Raw genomic sequence first — 18597 nt, 5'->3', positions numbered from 1 at the left:
CTCATTTCACCGATGCACTGTAGAAACAAGCGGTCAAAAACACCCCCCAGCGGCATATGGCGAGGATAAGTGGACGAATGCTGCGCTTTTCTTGGGGCGCAGACGGCTGATATATCAAGTTCCGACGCACCAGCCATTTTTCCGTTTCCACCGCCGCCACGATCACGAGAGGCAAGACAAAGCATATTCCCAACAGCCCTGCCGGAAGGGGACGCGTCTTAAAAATATCATTCAGAAAAGGAAGATAAACCACCGCAAGCTGTAACAAAATACCGATCGCAACCGCCCCCAGAAGGGGAAGGTTTGAAAACAAGCCTTGTCGCCACAGGGACTCTCTTTCCGACCGGATCACCAACGCGTGGGCCAATTGACAAAACACCAACAGAGTGAACACGAGGCTCCGCCATGCGGCGACGTCCTCGAAATAGGCCCAATATAAAGCGAGTAGACACACCAAACCGATCAGAAGCCCCACCCAAACCATGTGATATCCCAACCCATGGGCAAAAATACTTTCGTCGGTCCGGCGGGGCGGACGCGCCATCACCCCTTTTTCTTGCGGCTCGAAAGTAAGCGCCAATCCAGGCAGGCCGTCGGTAACCAAATTGACCCAGAGAATTTGCAAGGGCAGCAAGGGCAAAGGCAATCCCACCAATGGCGCCAGTAGCAAGGTCCAGATTTCGCCTGAATTGGAGGTGAGCGTGTATTTAATGAATTTGCGAATGTTATCGAAAATCCGGCGGCCTTCATGCACGGCCGCCACGATCGTGGCGAAATTGTCATCCAACAGCACCATGTCGGCCGCCTCGCGGGCCACGTCGGTCCCGATTTGCCCCATTGCTACCCCGATGTCGGCTTTCTTCAAAGCCGGTGCATCGTTGACCCCATCCCCGGTCATCGCCACGAATTCCCCCCGGGCTTGCAGGGCCTCGACAATGCGGAGCTTTTGCGCCGGATCCACGCGGGCATAGACACGCAAGTTTCCGACCCCGCTCCGGAAACCTTCATCATCCAAGGCGGTCAAAGCAGGCCCGTCGATCAAACTTTGCTCGGAGGCGGTGAAACCCAGTTGACGGGCATAGGCCAAGGCGGTGGCGGGATGGTCGCCGGTGATCATGACCACCTTGATGCCCGCCGAACGACATTGGTCGATGGCGTCGGACACCTCGGGACGCAGCGGATCGCGCAAGGCCACCAGCCCCAAAAACACCAATTCCTTCTCCAAGTCTTCGTCTCGTGGGGGCGCTTCCTCCACTCGCCGAAAGGCGAAGGCGAGCAAACGGTAACCCTCGGTCGCCTTCGCCTCGATCGCCTGTTCGATCCTCTCCGGTTGCAGTGATATTATTGTGTCGTCTTCCCACCGACCACGGCAAAGAGGGAGAACGGATTCGGGCGCCCCCTTGACGAAGATCAAGCAATCCCCGTCGGAAGTTTGGTGAGCGGTGGCCATCCGTTTGCGTCGGGTATCGAAAGGCAACTCCCCGATTCGGGGCAAGGTCGATTCCAATTCAGCTCTCTCCAACCCGGCTTCCAATGCCAGGCGACACAAGGCCACCTCGGTGGGTTCCCCCTCCTTGCAACCCTCCTTGACGTCATTGTTGAGCGCCACCGCCCGGCCGAACAATGCCGCCTCTCCCGGAAAGTTTTCATGCCAATCGCCGGTCCAGATTGCATCGGCGCGCATCCGATTTTCGGTCAAGGTGCCAGTCTTATCGGTGCAGATATAGGTCACCGATCCCAGGGTTTCCACGGCCGGTAAACGCCGAATCAGGGCATGGCAGCGAACCATGGCGCGGGCCCCCAGCGCCAAGGCGATGGTCACCACCACCGGCAACGCTTCCGGTACCGCGGCCACCGCCAAGCTCACCGAAGTCATAAACATCAACAACAAAGGCTCGCCGCGCCACCATCCCAAAGCGAAAATCAACGCGCATATCCCTATCACCCCGGCAGCCAAACGTCCGCTGAAGCGCGCCAAACGTTTCTGGAGGGGCGTCCTTTCCGCCTGGGTTCGACCCAAGAGCGCAGCGATATGGCCCATTTCGGTGGCCATCCCGGTGGTGACCACGACGCCCTTCGCTCTACCGATGGTGACCGAAGTTCCCCGGTAAACCAGGTTGCGCCGCTCGGCCAAAGGGGCATCTTCCGGCACCGAAGCGGCGGGATCTTTGGCGACCGCTACCGACTCTCCGGTGAGGGGCGCTTCGTCCACCTGCAATCCCGCCCCTTCCAACAGCCGGATATCCGCGGGCACTACATCCCCCGCCTCCAACACCACCACATCTCCCGGCACGAGTTCCCGAGCGCGCAAAGATTTCACCTCGCCCCCCCGCACGCCTTTACAAGAAGGTCTCGCCAATCGTCGCAATGCCGCGACTGCCTTTTCAGCCCGGTACTCCTGAAACGTACCGATCAGCGCGTTGAGGAAAAGAATGGCGGAAATCGCCAAGGCGTCCTCACGCTCCCCCAACCAGAAAGAAATGCCGGCGGCCACGATGAGCACGAGGATCATGAAATCGAGGAATTGATCGAGGAGCATCCGCACCAGCGTACGGCGTTTTCCTTCTTCGATTGCGTTGGGGCCGTAGCGAGTGAGACGCGACGTCGCTTCCTTCTCGCCCAGTCCTTGCTCAAGATCGAAGTTTAGACGGGAGACCAATTCCTCGATCGGCAGAATATGCCAAGGAACCCGTCTTTGTTCGGAAACCGGCCCGCTGGCCTTCCTCTGTCTAGACCGAATGCGCAGATAGATCCCGAAGGCGCCCCCTACCACCCCCAGAAACAACAAAACGGCGGCTAGCCAACCATAAGGCCACCCATCGAAGTAGTGCGGCAATTTCACTCCGGGAAAGCCGAATCCGGAAAGAAAGACCGGCTTCACCACTCCATTAGACTAGGAATCGAGGTGTTTTGGGGCCGCTTCAACCAACCGGAACGAGGCATTGCGCAACTGCTTTAAGACCACCATCTCCACTACCTCTGCCCCCGCTTGAGTGAGCACCTTCTCAAAATCTTCCCAATAAGTCACCTGACCGAAGTGAATGGTCGTGATCCGATGCAACAGCGGCTTGATTTTTTCAACCAAGCGGGAACGCCGTTCCTGGAACGTCTGAGTAAAAAAGACCCTACCATCGGGTCTGAGCTGCTGGAGTACATGGGCGAGCGCACCGACCGGATCGGGGAGCAGCATGAAGCTGCCGCTGAAATAAACCGCGTCATAGGGGCCGCCCTGATGATCGTAAATCGACTCCAGTTGAACCTGGACGTGCTCGCTCAGGCCCGCTCGAAGCAACGCTTTATTGCAACGCTCCAGATAATCGGCATCGATGTCCAACCCCAAAATCTTGAGATCTTTGCGGAGGATCAAATCGGCACTGGCGATCACCGCACCGCCGGTTCCGATGCCCACGTCGAGCACTTCGGCATGGTCGGGCAAACGCTCCAAAACCGCACGATACCAATCGATGGTGAGCTTGGCAAAAGTATGGTCGTAAATCATCCCCCGCAAGACGCTGATCAAATTATGGCGGGGAACGGAAATTTCGGCTTGCGTATTGGCGTTCATAACATTCGTTATTTATCGTTGTAGTTATCGGCATGGACTCGGCGAAGTATACTTGTCCTATGCCGGACTGACAAAGGGATTCAGTCAAACCCTATACTCGACCGTCGAACAATAAGTGAAATATCTCCTCGAATTGGGACTCCACCTCCGCCAGCACCTCGGGCAACAGGTGGGCTTTTAGGCCCAGAAAATCCAGCAACGAAGACAACTCCGGCAAGGTCTCCTCCAGCCGCTCGGGCGACGCGATTTCCGCCAGACTCAACCGGCTGGCCAAAGTCATCAAGGCGGTTTCCCGGGGGAAAGCACTTGTCTCGGAGGGGGTTCCATGCCCCTTCAAAGTGGCGACGAACACTTCCGGCAGCCGCCAACGGTGGGCTAATTCAGCCCCCACTTGATAATGGTCGAAGCCATAAGTGGCGCGTTCGGCTTGAATTTCCTCGATGCCCTCGGCCTCGGACAGAAGTATCGCGGCCCGCGCCAATTCGGGAATTTTGGCATAAACGACCAGGCGTCCGATTTCATGCAATAAACCGCAAACGAAGACCGAACGCAAAGTTTTTGCTTGAGGTTGACGCCGACCGAGATATTTGGCCCATAAAGCGCAGCGCACGCTGGCTCGCCAAAACTCCCGCATATCCATCAATTGGTTAGGCAGACGACTGAACCGCTCGACCATCACCGTGGATAAAACCAAGTCACGCAGTTCTTGCAGCCCGATAATGGAAATAGCCCGCGACAGAGAGGCGATCTGTCTGGGAAAACCATAATAAGCACTGTTGGCTAATCGCAACAAACGTGCCGCCAGAGCCGGATCATGAAGGATGATACGCTCGACATCTCGATTGGATTTGGTGGGATCCTCTATAACCTCGCTCACTTGCAGAAAAATCTCCGGCGGAGAGGCTAATTGCACTTCGCCCCTCAACAAAGTGTCCACAGTGAACGCGGTATTCCCACCCAACCCGGCTATCATGATAAAGTTGTAATTACGCTACGATTAAGAGTAATGTTGTCACAGCAACATCCGATTGATGGCTTGTTTTCTAAAAATAGGCTATAAGCCATGAAAAACCAATAAAATGAAATCGGTTTCCCTTGGGCGCCTATGAATACTTCCAATTTTTCCGACAACGCCATCATCGTTGCCGAACCCAATAGCCATCATCGGCACCAAATAGAAACCATTCTTTCTCAACACGATTTCAAACAAATCCACTCCGCTTCCGATGGCGAAAAACTGCGCAGTTTATTGCAACAACTGCAAAAGGATTTTTCCCAAATCGGCTTGACCATTCTCAGCGATCAACTGCCCGATTGCCAGCTCCTGGAACTATGCCAAGCCTTAGCCGACGAACACAGTGAAATCAAGGTACCGATCATCATCCTGCGGAACAGCTCCGCCGGAGACACCAGCCGTTCCGAGACGCTCGAGTCCCTCAAGCCTTTCGGCGTGACCTTGATTGAAAAGCCAATCCGGGCCCAGGACTTTATGCCCTTGGTTCAATTGGCGCTGGTTTTAAAGAAGGAACGCAATCGAACCCATCTGCTTCAGGAGCAGATGTTGACCGAATTGGCGGAGCATAAAATCCTCGAGGCCCGACTCAAATATCTGATTCTTCACGACGAGCTTACCGGCGTCGGCAACCGCCGCAGCCTGGAACAGACCCTGCAGCTGGCCATCCATCACTGCCAGGCATACCAGCAGGAAAGCGCCCTCCTCTACGTAGATATCGACCGATTCAATATCATCAACGATATCGAAGGGCACGATGCCGGCGACCGCCTACTGGTGGAGGTCATCAATCTTATCCGGCATACCGCGAACGGCAAACTCAGCTTATCTAGAATCGGCGCCGACGAATTTTGCATTCATCTACCCGGAGCCGATCGAACAAGCGCGATGGAAACCGCCGAAGCCATCCGCCAGGCGGTGGACGAGTTCCGTTTCCTAACTTCCAACGATTGTTATCACATTTCGATCAGCATCGGAATTACCCTGCTGACTTCCGCCATCCCTTTCAACCACCCCAACGAATTGATCGCGCAGGCCCATCAGGCCTGTTTCGTCGCCAAAAACCGGGGGCGCAATCTGGTCAATCTGTACGATGCCAATGATGTGGCCACCACCCACTTCAACGATGTCCGGTGGGTGCCCCTTCTGCGCGACGCACTCAAACACGAACGATTCCAACTGGTATTCCAACCGATTATCCGGCTCCAGGATGGCCTCGTCAGTCATTACGAAGTGCTGCTCCGGATGCGAGGGGAAAACGGCAAGATTTTCAGCCCCAATATATTCATTCCGGTCGCCGAGCGCATGGGGTTGATTCACAACATCGACATGTGGGTCATCGAACACGCCATCGACTTTCTCGCCCAATTGCCGGCCGATCAAAACCATGTGACTTTCACCATCAACCTATCCGGCCACGCCTTCCAGAACAACCGACTCTTGCCGCTTCTGGAGGAAAAGCTGGAATCCACCTGGGTTTCTCCCAAGCGCTTGATTTTCGAAATAACCGAAACCGCCGCCATCGCCAACTTCGAGCGTACGCGCACCATGATGGCCAAACTGCGGTCGCTGGGATGCGGTTTCGCGCTGGACGATTTCGGTACCGGCTTCAGCTCTTTCGAATATATCAAGAATTTTCCCGCCGACTACATCAAGATCGACGGCCAGTTCATCCAAAATCTCGTCGACGACGAAACCGATCAGGTTTTGGTCAAGGCCACCGTCGAGATCGCCCATAAACTCGGCAAACAAGTCATCGCCGAATACATCGAGACCCCAAAAGTGTTAGAATTGCTGGGCCGCCTAGACGTGGATTACGCCCAGGGGTTTCTATTAGGCAAACCCCATGCGCAACTGCTTCAACTCGCGACCCTTGAACTGACCGACTTTTATCCCAATTCAAACCGGACCGACGATATGCCTTTATTCGGCGACTGATCGCCTATGCCCGAACGCAAATCCGCTAAACGAAAGCCCAAAGCATCCCCCAAGAAAACCGCCCGCAAAAAGCGCTCCCGCGCCACCACCAGACCGAGTAAACGCGCTCCGAAAAACACCCATCCCTTCAAAAGCTGGCTGAAAAAAACCATCTGGTGGGCCATCGGCGGTGCTTTGTTTGTCATGGCGGTGTATCTCGGCTACCTGGATTACACCATCCGCCATCAGTTCGAAGGTCGGCGCTGGGCATTGCCGGCCAGCGTCTATGCGGCACCTTTGGAAATGTATGCCGGCTTGAAGCTTTCACCCGACCGCTTGGAGGGTTTCCTGAAGCAGCTCAATTACCGGTACGACCCGCACCTAAGCAGTCAAGCCAGTTATTACCGCCGTGGTACCCGCTGGTTTTTACGCAGCCGGGCGTTTCATTTTCCCGACGGCCTCGAACCCAGCCACAAAGTCCGCTTGACCCTTCAGGGAAATCGCTTGACCGGGCTTTACGACCTCCAAGGGGAAACCGACTTAGCCTTGCTGCGACTGGATCCCATCCAGATCGGCAGTTTCTATCCCGGCCGCAAGGAAGACCGAATTCTGGTCCAGTCGGATCGAGTCCCGCCGGCATTGATCGAATCCCTAATCACGGTCGAAGATCGGGATTTTTATCGCCACCACGGCGTTTCACCACGAGCCATCGCTCGCGCCTTGTGGGCGGACATCAGAGCCGGCCACATCGTCCAGGGAGGCAGCACCCTCACCCAACAATTGGTGAAAAATTTCTTTCTAACTTCCAAGCGGACCCTCTGGCGCAAGGCCAATGAGGCGCTGATGGCGCTGATTCTGGAGGCTCGCTATGAAAAAGATGAAATTTTGGAAGCCTACTTGAACGAAATCTATCTAGGGCAAGACGGCGCTCGCGCCATTCACGGATTCGGCTTGGCGAGCGAATTTTATTTCAGCCGTCCCTTGGATGACTTGGAGATTCACCACATCGCCCTCTTGGTCGGCTTGGTTCGCGGCCCCAGCTATTACGATCCGCGCCGCCATCCGGAGCGCGCACTCAAACGCCGCAATCTGGTCCTCGACCTCATGGCGCAAGCAGGGGTGATCGATAGCAAAACCCTGCGCCGGGCCAAACGCGAATCGTTGGAAGTCACGCCCCATTTCCACCGCCCCAGTGCCCGTCACCCGGCATTTTTGGATCTGGTCAAACGACATTTGGGCTTGGAATACAAAGAGGAAGACATTACTTCGGAAGGGCTGAAAATTTTCACCACCCTGGAAGTGGCCATTCAGAATACTCTGGAACAAACCGCCCAAACCACCTTGGCGCGGCTGGAAAAAGGCTACCGGCTCGATCCATTGGAAACCGCCAGCTTGGTCACCCGCCGCGACAGCGGGGAAATCGTCGCCTTGATAGGCGGCCGCGACCCTCGCCACGCCGGCTTTAATCGCGCCTTGGACGGCGTGCGTCAAATCGGTTCCCTCATCAAGCCGGCGGTCTATCTCACCGCCTTGGAACAAGCCGATCGTTACACCGTCATCTCGCCTCTCTCCGATACGCCGGTGCGGATCAAAAACCCGGATGGCAGCGCCTGGCGGCCGCAAAATTACGATCGCAAAAGCCACGGCCAGGTGCCGCTGCATCAGGCGCTGGCCCACTCGTACAATCTGGCCACCATCCATCTCGGCATGGATCTGGGCTTGGATCACGTCGCTCAAACCGTTCGACGACTCGGAGTCAGCCGTCCCCTTAAATTGTATCCGTCCATGCTGCTGGGCGCCGCTTCCATGACGCCGCTGGAAGTGACCCAAATGTATCAAACCCTCGCCAATCAAGGATTCGCCACCCCCCTGCGGGTGATTCGCGCCGTCCTTGCCAACGACAATCAACCGCTCCAACGCTACCCCCTGACAATCCGTCAGACGGTCGATGCGGCGCCGGTTTATCTCCTCAATACCATTTTGCAAGAAGTGGTTCGAGAAGGCACCGGCCGCAGCGCTTACCGAATTTTGCCCGACCGCATGCAAGTGGCGGGCAAGACCGGTACCACCGACGATCTGCGCGACAGCTGGTTCGCCGGTTTCAGCGGGGATTATCTGGCCGTGACCTGGATCGGCCGCGACGACAATCTCCCCACCAAACTGACCGGCGCCACGGGAGCCCTCCAGCTTTGGGCCAAATTGATGGGACAAATCTCCGAGCGACCGCTGAGCCTCAACCCGCCTGATACGGTAGAGTGGGTATGGATCGATCCCGATACCGGTTCATTGGCCGATGCGGACTGCCCGGGTGCCGACCGATTTCCCTTCGTCGAAGGCACCGCCCCCAAAGAGAACGCCCCCTGCGTCCGCCAACCGGAACCCGCCTCGATACGAGGCTGGTTTAAGAATTTGTTTTAGAGGAACCCAGAACCAGAATCGATGCGCCCACCACCGCCGCCGTCAACGCGGTTTGCTTGGAAGCGTCGAACAAAAACAACGCCCCAAAGCCGGCGATGGCGGCCCCCAATCCACTGAAAGCCATCGCCCGCATCACCCGGCAAAGGACGCAATCGCGCTGTTTACGCATCGTTTACACTCCGTTTAATGCTCGACCGCCGCTCCGCTCCGCCGGAGCCTGGCCATCAATTGATCGGACGTGAACGGGTCGACCCACCCCAACCGCAAGCCGGCACGCTTCAGTTTATCCGCTAGCCAGCCGTTACACGTATTGAAAATATGAAATCTCCCCCTGGCCGGATAAAACCAACTGTCTCCGTATTGACCTCGACGCAGGGGAAGGGCTTTGTCTCCGTTCATTCTGACGAAACTCCCATGGATATCCCTAACCAAACGCAAGAAGGCATCTCGATTCAGCGTCACACGCAAAACCTCAAGGCCGGCGAAGGCTTCTTGCGGAGTGCCGGGGACGCCGACTACGTGGAGAACGCTGGCGGTGGGCCATAAAGCGGCTTTCAAAGTCAACCAAACCCCCGGATCGTCGGCCTGGTAATAGTCACGCTCCCCCCAGCCGATCTCCAAATATTCGGCACCCGGAAAATCGACCCGCTCCGGAATCTGGTTCGCCGGAATATCGGCGCGCCTGATCATCAGTCCCGCGTGTTTGCCGTGGTTGACCACGTAAATGGCATTTCCCGGCCCGGTCCCTTCCATTTGCTGCCAAGACCCGGCGCTGGTACAGGCGGTGCAAAACAGAAGCAACAGCAGGGGAAGGATATTCAGAAACCAATACCTCCGATGTCAGATTTTCGTTACCGTGGCAACCGCGTCCGGCCATCAGGAAAATTGCAGTCGATCGCGAATCAGTCTCGCGAACATCGCCACGTGCTCATCGTCGTCATTGAGGGCGGGGATATAGCGATATTGTTCTCCACCGGCCTGCAGGAAGATTTCCCGGTTGACGACGGCGATTTCCTCCAGGGTCTCGAGACAATCCACCGCAAAACCGGGACAGACCACATCCACCGCCCGAATACCCTCTTCGGGAAGTGCTTTTAACACTTCCACGCAATAGGGTTTGAGCCATTTGGCCGGTCCGAACCGCGACTGGAACACCACCTGCCATTCCGAATCCCGAAGATTCAGTGCCTCGGCGATCAAACCGGCCGAAGTCAGACACTGGTCGTAATAGGGATCGCCCTGAGCGCGGCTTTTTTCCGGCAGGCCGTGAAAGGACATCAACAATCTTTCCGGGCGGCCACTCGCCCGCCAGAACTCGTCGATTTTGCCGGCCACCGCATCGACGTAAGCCGGCTCGGCGTGATAATCGTTCAAGAAATAACATCCCGGCAGATACGGCCAGCCGGCGAGAATCCGATTGACCCGATCGAACACCGCCGCGGTCGTGGTCCGGGAATATTGGGGATACAGCGGGAGGATGAATATCTGCTCCGCTCCCTGAGCGCGCAAAGCTTTCAATCCCGAGGCCAAATCCGGCCGCCCATAGCACATGCCTACCCTTACCCTACCTTCCCGAACATCCAGCTTTTCAGCCAGGCGCCGGCTGTACACCGCCAAGGGAGAACCCGCCTCCATCCAGATCGATCGATACGAGTGGGCGACCCTTCGGGAACGCAAAGTCGATACCACCCCGTACAAAAAAGGCAGCCACAAAAGGCGCGGCAGGGGCACGACCCGCCGATCGCCGAGAAATTCCCGCAGATACGCCCGTACCGCCTTGGGTGTCGGCGCATCGGGGGTGCCCAAATTGACCAGCAGAACGCCCCACTTCATGAGATTAAATTTGCCGATCGATGAGATTCAAAAACTCGGAGCGGGTATTGATGCGTTCCCGGAACAAGCCCAGCATGGCCGAAGTGGTCATCACCGAATTCTGCTTCTCCACTCCCCGCATCATCATGCATAAATGCTTCGCTTCCACCACCACCGCCACCCCGCGGGGATTGATTGCGATTTGAATGGCATCGGCGATCTGCTTGGTCAAACGCTCCTGAATCTGGAGGCGCCGGGAATACATCTCGACGATTCGGGCGGTTTTGGAAAGCCCGATCACCTTGCCCGCGGGAAGATAGCCTATGTGGCATTTGCCGATGAAAGGCAGTAAATGGTGTTCGCATAAAGAATACAATTCGATATTGCGCACGATCACCATGTCCTCGGTATCCGCCTCGAAGATGGCGTTGTTGAGGACGTTTTCCAAGGTCTGATGATAACCGCTATTGAGATAGCGGAAGGCGGCCGAAGCCCGCCTGGGGGTATCGACCAGCCCTTCGCGGGTGGGGTCTTCCCCAATGGCGTCGATGAGCTCGCTAAAAATTTTTTCCATTTCCTCCCCTCGTACTCGGGAAATTGATGAATCAGGGGTTAGTATACCCGGTTTGATGGCCTCCTTCCCTGTACGCTGTCCTTCGGGCGGCCTGCGGCTGTGCAAAACGGCTCTCCTGCCGTTTTGTCAACGATTGACATTCTTGGCTGAGGTTTTAAGCTAACCCCCTCTCGATAATTCAGAACAAGGAGTCGAATCATGAGTGAACGCATCGTATTTCGCAGCGGTGAATCCCTGGTTGGCGGTGGACCTCCCGGAACCGCGGCTGAACCGGAAGTCATCATCGGCGAACTGGACGGACCGGTGGGAACCGCGCTGGCAACCGTCACCGGCGACCAGGTGGCGGGACACAGCCGGGTTTTCGCGATCCTGAACACCGACATTCAGGTGCGCCCCTTGACTCTGATGGTGAGCAAGGTGACCGTGAAAGGTAAAATGGCCAAGCGCTACACCAACATCCTCATGGGTACCGTGCAAGGCGCGATCGCCAACGGCGTTTTGGATGCGGTGCGGGCCGGCGACATTCCCAAGGAGAAGGCCAACGACCTGGGAATCATCCTCTCGGTATGGCTGAATCCGATGGTGGGTCAGGAGGATTACGAATGCGACCACAAGGCGCTGTTTGAAATCCACCGCAAAGCCACCGCCCAAGCCATCCACAAGGCCATGAACAACCAGCCGGACATCGACTGGTTGCTGGAAAATCAGGACAAAATCGTCCACAAATATTATCAGATGGGGCTGGACGGCAAGATCTAAAGCCCGCCGGCCGTCGTATCTTCCCCGGAAGATACGACGGCTTCCCTGTTCTCAAGCGTCGTACTTGATATATTTAAAGCGCGCATCCTCCGGCGTACCTTCCAGGGCGCTATCTTCGTCCGGACGCCACATCACCACTTCCTCGATCTTTTTCGCCAGCTCGAAGTCCTTGGCGGTGATTCCCTTGGCCGAATGGGTGACCAATTTGACGATCACAAAAGCATAGGAAACGGTCAGATCGGGGTGGTGGAAAGCCGCCTCCGCCAGATGTCCTACGGTGTTGACCACCATTAAGGTGCCTTTCCATCCCGCGGTCTTGTATTTGCGCCGGATCCATCCTTTTTCGTAATACCAATGAGGCAGCTCCTCCTTCAGCCGCGCTTCGATCTCTTCCCCGGTGTATGTTTCTTCAGGTCCCCGTTTACGCCAAGCCATAGAGGGTCTCCTTTATCCGTTTGCCAGGTTAAAACCTACCACTTAAGTCAGAAATAATACAAGAGGCATCCCGTTTTGGCACCGGATGGCGGTTTGCTGGATCGATGGCGGCTAGACAGGGATTACATTATCCGTTCGATGTGAAGCAGGGTTCGACGGTTTGACCCCCTACATCTTAACGTGCCTGGCGGATGGCCCAAGTCACTTCCAACGCCTGACGGTTTTCCTCCACATCGTGAACGCGGAAGATTTTCACGCCCGCCGTCACTCCCAAGGTGGTCGTGGCCACCGTGGCGGCGACCAATTCGCTAGGCTGGCTAACCTCCAGAATCGCTCCCATGAAGCGCTTGCGGCTCGCACCCAACAGCACCGGGAAACCGGTCGCCACGAAGCGGTCCAAATGGGCCAGCAAACGAAGATTGTCGATTTTCCGCTTGCCGAATCCGATACCCGGGTCGATCAAGATGAGCTCTCTGGGCACCCCCGCTTCTTGCGCCGCCAGCGCACGGGCCTGCAAGAAATCCAATACCTCCTCCACCACATCCTCATAGCGGGGATTGTTTTGCATGGTCTTGGGAGTTCCCTGCATATGCATGAGCACGATGGGGACGCGGTATTGGGCGGCAACTCGAAAGATACCGGGATCGTCCCGCCCGGCCGACACGTCGTTGATAAGGCCGGCGCCGGCCGTCAAGGCGGCTTCGGCTACAGGCCCCAAAGTGGTATCGATACTGATGCAGCAGTCGGGCGGCAAGGTTTCGCGCAAGGCTTGGATCACCGGCACCGCCCGCCGAATTTGCGCCTCCGCCGCCACCCGATCGGCCCCGGGGCGGGTGGATTCCCCGCCCACGTCGATGATTTCGGCGCCCGCCGCCGCCATCCGGCCTCCCTCCGCCACCGCGTCGGATGCATCAGCATATCGCCCGCCGTCGGAAAAACTGTCGGGGGTCACATTGAGAATGCCCATGAGCATGGGCTTGTCCTGCCGGAGACGTTCCGTAAAGCGCATTTTTCGTCGAAATCCATCCATATCCAACTCGGGCCGATGATAGCATATAGGGATCTCGCCGTTTCCAAGCTCTTTATCTCATGACTGAAGACAAGCGCGAACACATCCTCTTTCTCACCGGCAAGCTGGCGGAAAAGCAATTGCACCAGATCCTCCAGGCCATCCAACCGGCGTTCGACTACACCGTCCATCAATTGGGCCTGACGGTCGCTGCGCTCATGACCGCCGATATGATCCACCGCCGGCTGAAGGACACCTTCGGCGCCGATCGGATCATGGTTCCCGGACGCTGCCGCGGCGATTTGGAAAAACTGTCTCAGGATCTGGGGATTCCGGTGGAGCGCGGTCCCAACGAACTCAAGGACCTGCCCGCCTTTTTCGGTCACGAAACCGTCGAGCCGGATCTGACTGAATACGACATTCGTATTTTTGCCGAGCTGACCGAAGCCCCCCACATGACACTGGCGTCGATATTGAGCGAGGCGGATTGGCATCGTCGCCACGGGGCGGATGTCATCGACGTGGGTTGTCTGCCCAACACCGAATTCCCCCATCTGGAAGAAACCATTCAAGCGCTCAAGGCCGAAGGCCATCTGGTCAGCATCGACTCGCTCCATCCGGACGACCTCATCCGCGGCGGGAAAGCCGGCGCCGATTATCTGCTCAGCCTACACCAAGACACCCTCTGGATCGCCGAGGAAGTGGCCGGCACGCCCATCCTCATTCCCCAGCCTCCCGCCGATCTGGAAAGCCTGGATGCGGCGGTGGAAACGATGGAAAAACAGGGCAGACCTTATATTCTCGATCCCATTCTGGAACCCATCCACTTCGGTTTCACCGCCTCCATCGCGCGCTACCACGAAACCCGCCGCCGCTATCCGGACGCGGAGATGCTGATGGGCGTGGGCAATCTCACCGAACTGACCCACGCCGATACGGTCGGCATCAACGCCATGCTGCTGGGCATCTGCTCGGAGCTCCACATCCACCACATTTTGACCACGCAAGTCAGCGGCCACTGCCGGCGCGCCGTCCCGGAAGCGGATCTGGCCCGCCGTATCTTCTACTATGCGCGCGAGAACAACACCCTGCCCAAGCACATCCACCCGGGCTTGATGAGTCTGCACGAACCCAAACCTTTCCCTTATAATCTGGACGAAGTGAAGGAACTGGCGGGAATGATCCGCGATCCCAGTTACCGCATCCAGATTACCGACGAAGGCCTCCACATTTTCAACCGCGACGGTTTTCACAGCGCCACCGATCCGTTCAATCTCTTCCCCTCGTTGGGCGTGGAAGACGACGGCGGACATGCTTTTTATTTGGGGGTGGAACTGGGGCGGGCGCAGATCGCTTGGCAGTTGGGCAAACGCTACAACCAGGACGAGACCGTCGACTGGGGCTGCGCGGTGGAACCGAAAACACCCGAACAAACCGATCCCCACGCCTATAAGCCGGCCGGCTCCACCCTACAAGCTCGCAAACCGTCCCAAGATAAAAAGACCAAAACATGATCCTGGAAACCATTGTCACCACTCAAGATACCGATGGCAGTGTCCATATCGCGCCGATGGGTGTCCATCAATGGGGTAACGGTATAATTATCCTTCCCTTCCGTCCATCGCGCACCCTGGATAATCTCTTGGCCTCCCAGGTGGCGGTGGTGAATGCCGTCGACGATGTGCGCATTTTCGCCGGTTGCCTGACCGGGCGCCGGAATTGGCCTTTGGTCCCGGCGGAAAAAGTCGCCGGCAGGCGCCTGCGCGATGCCCTGGCCCATACCGAACTGACCCTGGTCCGGCGCGAGGATGATCCAATCCGCCCCAAGCTGTATTTCCGTCCCGTCCACCAAGTCAACCACGCGCCTTTTGCCGGCTTCAACCGCGCCCAGTTCGCCGTCCTGGAAGCGGCGATTCTGGTCAGCCGCCTCGACCGTCTGCCGTGGGAAAAAATTGAATCCGAACTGGCCTATTTGAAAATCGGCTTGGAGAAAACCGCCGGCCCCAGGGAATACGAAGCTTGGGGCTGGCTGATGGAAAAAATCGAATATTTTAAACAACTACAGGGAGTCACATGACCCGATTGCTCGCCAGCGTCACCGATCTGGAGGAAGCCCGCTCGGCCTATCATGCCGGCGTGGATCTGATCGATCTCAAAAACCCCGCCGACGGCGCCTTGGGAGCTTTGGCGCCCTCAACGATCGAAACAATCAGGAACGTTTTGCCGGACCATCCGATCAGCGCCACCATCGGCGATCTTCCCTTGCATCCGGAAATGATCACCGATGCCGTCGCCCGAATTGCAGCCACCGGAGCGGACTACGTCAAAATCGGGCTGTTTCCGGGCGGGGATCTGGAGGGCACGCTGACGGCGCTGCGACCCTTGGCCCAAAAACATGCCCTGATCGGAGTGCTGTTCGCCGATTATCTGATCTCCCTACAAGTGATCGATGTCCTGGCGGACGCGGGCTTTGCCGGAGTCATGCTGGACACCGCCGGTAAAGACAAGGGATCGCTGACCCGAATGCGCCCGCCGACATTTCTCGACCGTTTCGTTTACTGCGCCCGAAGCGGTGATCTATTAGTCGGTTTAGCCGGTTCCCTGGGATTGGACGATATTCCCCAGCTCTTGGAACTGGACCCGGATTACCTGGGATTCCGCGGTGCTCTGTGCCATCGGAAGCTTCGAACCCATCAACTCGACCCGGAGCGATTGGCCGACATTCGCAAGGCCATTCCCGAACTGCATTCGACTCCGGCCACCGATAACGGTTTGGCATCCGCCAGCCCCTAGGAATCGAGATGGATAGCTACGCTTTGCTCCGTCCCTTGTTATTTCGACTCGACCCGGAAACCGCTCACCGGTGGACGCTCGCCGCCCTGGATCTGACCGTTAAACTGGGTCCTTTCAATCCCTTTAAAAAGCATTTACCAAAACTGGAAACCGAAGTGATGGGGCTGCGTTTCCCCAATCCGGTGGGATTGGCGGCCGGGCTGGATAAAAACGGCGACCATATCGAAGGATTGGCCGGGCTGGGATTCGGGTTTATCGAAGTGGGCACCGTTACCCCTCGTCCCCAGCCCGGCAATTCCAAACCGCGGCTGTTCCGCCTTCCCGAAGCCGAGGCCTTGATCAACCGTATGGGCTTCAACAACAAAGGCTTGGCTCATCTCGCCGGCAATTTGGAGCGACTCGGCAAGCGAGGCTATATCCTCGGTGTCAACCTGGGCAAAAACAAGGACACGCCGCAAGAAAAGGCCGTGGAAGACTACCTCGTCGGCCTGGAAAAGGTTTACCCGCTTGCCGATTATGTCACCCTCAACATTTCCTCCCCCAACACCCCCGGGCTGAGAGACCTGCAACACGGTAAAGCCCTCGATTCCCTGCTTTCCCGTCTGGATGAAACGCGGGAATCCTTGGCCCAAACCCACGGCCGGCGGCTCCCGATCGCGGTCAAGATCGCCCCCGATCTATCTCCGGCACAACTGGAGGAACAAGCCCAAACTTTTCTACGCCACCACATGGATGCGGTCATTGCCACCAATACCACCTTGGATCACAGCGCCGTCCAAAATCTGCCGCACGGCTTGGAAACCGGGGGATTGAGTGGACGGCCGGTATTCGATCAATCGACCTCGGTGGTCCGCCGACTGCATAATCGGTTGGGAAACCGGCTGCCCATCATCGCCTGCGGCGGAATCCTGACCCCCGAAGATGCGATCGCGAAATTCGAAGCCGGCGCCCGCTTGGTGCAACTTTACACCGGATTGATATACCATGGTTCCGGTTTAATCGACCTGACCCTAGATCGGTTGAAAAAGCGGCAAATGCACCCTACCGGAGAGCCTTAAATCATGTCGGCCCCCTCCCCCCGGCAGCTCCCCGAGCAATCGAATTCCTTTTGGCGTTTCGTTTCCGGCGAGGATTTCCAAGCACCGGCACCGAAAGTCACCCAAACCGCCCATACTGGATTGACCGCCCTCTGGCGAAAGTTTCGCCCGCCGGAATCCGAGTCCTACTTAAAACCCATGGAGGATCTCAAATCCCTGAGCGAAAGCCAACTTGCCCGGATCATACCCGAACCGGCCTGGGAAGAAGCGGCCCGAACGTTAGATCGAACCCTCGCCGACTGGAAAGCGCGCCAGCCGCCGGAGCAACCGGTGCTGTTCCTGGTACTGCCTCCCCATAACGGCCACCCTCAGATTCTAACCGACTGGGCGAAGGAACGGGACCTGCCCATCCTGCACCCTCCCCCCCCCGATGCCATCGTCACCGGTCATTCATCCTGGACCGCCGAAGAGGAAACAACTCGAAGCATCTGGGTTCTACCCGCCCTGGAACGGCTTTACCTGCGACACGTGGACGGGCTGGACTTGGTTCGGGATTTTTTTGCTCAAGCCCTATCCGGCCGTCTCGGACACGGGCTAATCGGTTGCGACAGCTGGGCGTGGGCGTTCCTGCGACACGTCTGGGAAACGCCCTTGCCTCCGGTGATGACCCTGCAAGCGCTGGACGGCGGTTCTCTGGCCAATTATTTCCAACACCAGGCTCAAATTTCCGATGGGGCTCCGAAACGATTTCGCAAAGCGGATAACGGGGAGCACCTATTATCGCCGACCGAATCTTCGGATGAACCGGCCGAACCCAACGATTTTTTTCTACATCTGGCGGCATATAGCCGCGGCAACCTCGGCGTGGCCCGGGCCTACTGGCGTGCCGGCCTGCGCTCCGAGCCCGAGCAGCCGGAAGCTGAAAAAAGAGAGCTCGATGCAGGGGATTCCTCCACTCGGGCAAACACGATTTGGGTGGCCGCTTGGGATCAATTCAGACACCCCGGTATTCCGGAGTCCGCCGGATGGGAGGAAGGCTGGGTCTTACATAGCCTCCTTCTCCACAACGGGTTATCCGAGCACTGGTTGAGTCGGCTGCTTCCCTTCCCGTTCCATCGATTGACGGGCATTTTGACGCTGTTGGAGTCTCGGAGCTTGCTGGAACAAAAAGACGATGTATGGCGGGTCTCATCCCGCGGCTATCCGGCGGTTCGTAATTTCATGCAAGCTTCCGGCTATTTAACAGACGCTTTTTGATCATTTTCC

At 57.2% G+C, this 18597-nt stretch carries 17 protein-coding genes; 8 read left to right on the top strand and 9 right to left on the bottom strand.

Translation table 11 applies throughout. The features are described from left to right. Position 1: 1 nt before the first annotated feature. The 3 genes from H035_RS18780 to H035_RS18775 form a co-directional block, all read right to left on the bottom strand. Positions 2 to 2842, bottom strand: a complete 2841-nt coding sequence (locus tag H035_RS18780) for a cation-translocating P-type ATPase (protein ID WP_235044558.1) — start codon at positions 2840 to 2842, stop codon at positions 2 to 4. Positions 2843 to 2893: 51 nt separating this feature from the next. After that, positions 2894 to 3565 carry a class I SAM-dependent methyltransferase gene (locus H035_RS0107910; RefSeq protein WP_022948453.1) on the bottom strand — a complete coding sequence of 224 codons (672 nt, stop codon included), beginning with the start codon at positions 3563 to 3565 and terminating at the stop codon, positions 2894 to 2896. A gap of 91 nt (positions 3566 to 3656) precedes the next feature. Beyond that, complete coding sequence (locus H035_RS18775) at positions 3657 to 4478, bottom strand: HDOD domain-containing protein (RefSeq protein WP_235044557.1); 822 nt, start codon at positions 4476 to 4478, stop codon at positions 3657 to 3659. A gap of 192 nt (positions 4479 to 4670) precedes the next feature. On the opposite strand from H035_RS18775, the gene H035_RS18770 reads away from it, so the two are divergent. Further along, on the top strand, positions 4671 to 6515 hold the full coding sequence (locus tag H035_RS18770; protein ID WP_022948451.1) for a GGDEF domain-containing response regulator: 1845 nt from the start codon (positions 4671 to 4673) through the stop codon (positions 6513 to 6515). A gap of 6 nt (positions 6516 to 6521) precedes the next feature. Beyond that, a complete protein-coding gene (gene mrcB, locus H035_RS0107895) occupies positions 6522 to 8912 on the top strand; it encodes a penicillin-binding protein 1B (protein ID WP_022948450.1) in 2391 nt (796 codons plus the stop codon). Here mrcB and H035_RS0107890 read toward each other — a convergent pair. The 4 genes from H035_RS0107890 to folE all read right to left on the bottom strand — a co-directional run bounded on the left by H035_RS0107890 (position 8896) and on the right by folE (position 11298). Further along, positions 8896 to 9081, bottom strand: coding sequence for a hypothetical protein (locus H035_RS0107890; protein WP_022948449.1), 186 nt, complete (start codon positions 9079 to 9081; stop codon positions 8896 to 8898). The genes mrcB and H035_RS0107890 overlap by 17 nt on opposite strands. Positions 9082 to 9095: 14 nt before the next feature. Continuing rightward, positions 9096 to 9665 (bottom strand): DUF2459 domain-containing protein, encoded by a 570-nt coding sequence (locus H035_RS18765; RefSeq protein WP_152485989.1) that lies wholly within the window; start codon positions 9663 to 9665, stop codon positions 9096 to 9098. A 123-nt stretch (positions 9666 to 9788) separates the two neighbouring features. Next, positions 9789 to 10745, bottom strand: coding sequence for a ferrochelatase (gene hemH / locus H035_RS0107880; protein WP_022948447.1), 957 nt, complete (start codon positions 10743 to 10745; stop codon positions 9789 to 9791). A 4-nt stretch (positions 10746 to 10749) separates the two neighbouring features. Beyond that, on the bottom strand, positions 10750 to 11298 hold the full coding sequence (folE, locus tag H035_RS0107875; RefSeq protein ID WP_022948446.1) for a GTP cyclohydrolase I FolE: 549 nt from the start codon (positions 11296 to 11298) through the stop codon (positions 10750 to 10752). Between the two features lie 198 nt (positions 11299 to 11496). Here folE and H035_RS0107870 point away from each other — a divergent pair, with 198 nt between their 5' ends. Continuing rightward, the gene (locus H035_RS0107870; RefSeq protein ID WP_022948445.1) at positions 11497 to 12057 is read left to right on the top strand and encodes a formaldehyde-activating enzyme; all 561 of its coding nucleotides are present in this window, start codon (positions 11497 to 11499) and stop codon (positions 12055 to 12057) included. A gap of 51 nt (positions 12058 to 12108) precedes the next feature. On the opposite strand, the gene H035_RS0107865 is transcribed toward H035_RS0107870, so the two are convergent. Beyond that, positions 12109 to 12492 carry a 4a-hydroxytetrahydrobiopterin dehydratase gene (locus H035_RS0107865; RefSeq protein WP_022948444.1) on the bottom strand — a complete coding sequence of 128 codons (384 nt, stop codon included), beginning with the start codon at positions 12490 to 12492 and terminating at the stop codon, positions 12109 to 12111. 175 nt (positions 12493 to 12667) lie between these two features. After that, positions 12668 to 13501 carry a dihydropteroate synthase gene (gene folP / locus H035_RS0107860; RefSeq protein ID WP_022948443.1) on the bottom strand — a complete coding sequence of 278 codons (834 nt, stop codon included), beginning with the start codon at positions 13499 to 13501 and terminating at the stop codon, positions 12668 to 12670. 80 nt (positions 13502 to 13581) lie between these two features. On the opposite strand from folP, the gene H035_RS0107855 reads away from it, so the two are divergent. Genes H035_RS0107855 through H035_RS0107835 form a run of 5 tightly spaced genes read left to right on the top strand, consistent with a single transcriptional unit; the run spans position 13582 to position 18588 of the window. Continuing rightward, a complete protein-coding gene (locus H035_RS0107855; RefSeq protein ID WP_022948442.1) occupies positions 13582 to 15015 on the top strand; it encodes a DUF6513 domain-containing protein in 1434 nt (477 codons plus the stop codon). Then, positions 15012 to 15578 carry a DUF447 domain-containing protein gene (locus H035_RS0107850; RefSeq protein WP_022948441.1) on the top strand — a complete coding sequence of 189 codons (567 nt, stop codon included), beginning with the start codon at positions 15012 to 15014 and terminating at the stop codon, positions 15576 to 15578. The genes H035_RS0107855 and H035_RS0107850 overlap by 4 nt, the downstream gene beginning before the upstream one ends. Beyond that, positions 15575 to 16294 carry a (5-formylfuran-3-yl)methyl phosphate synthase gene (locus H035_RS18760; RefSeq protein WP_022948440.1) on the top strand — a complete coding sequence of 240 codons (720 nt, stop codon included), beginning with the start codon at positions 15575 to 15577 and terminating at the stop codon, positions 16292 to 16294. The genes H035_RS0107850 and H035_RS18760 overlap by 4 nt, the downstream gene beginning before the upstream one ends. Before the next feature lie 8 nt (positions 16295 to 16302). Further along, positions 16303 to 17352 carry a quinone-dependent dihydroorotate dehydrogenase gene (locus H035_RS0107840; protein ID WP_022948439.1) on the top strand — a complete coding sequence of 350 codons (1050 nt, stop codon included), beginning with the start codon at positions 16303 to 16305 and terminating at the stop codon, positions 17350 to 17352. Between the two features lie 3 nt (positions 17353 to 17355). Then, entirely contained in the window at positions 17356 to 18588 is a 1233-nt protein-coding gene (locus H035_RS0107835; protein ID WP_022948438.1) for a hypothetical protein, read from the top strand. Positions 18589 to 18597 lie beyond the last annotated feature (9 nt).

This window comes from Methylohalobius crimeensis 10Ki, from assembly GCF_000421465.1.
Classification (GTDB): Bacteria; Pseudomonadota; Gammaproteobacteria; order Methylococcales; family Methylothermaceae; genus Methylohalobius; species Methylohalobius crimeensis.
The sequence above is the reverse complement of the archived record's forward strand: the minus strand, read 5'-3'. Positions and strand labels throughout refer to the sequence as shown.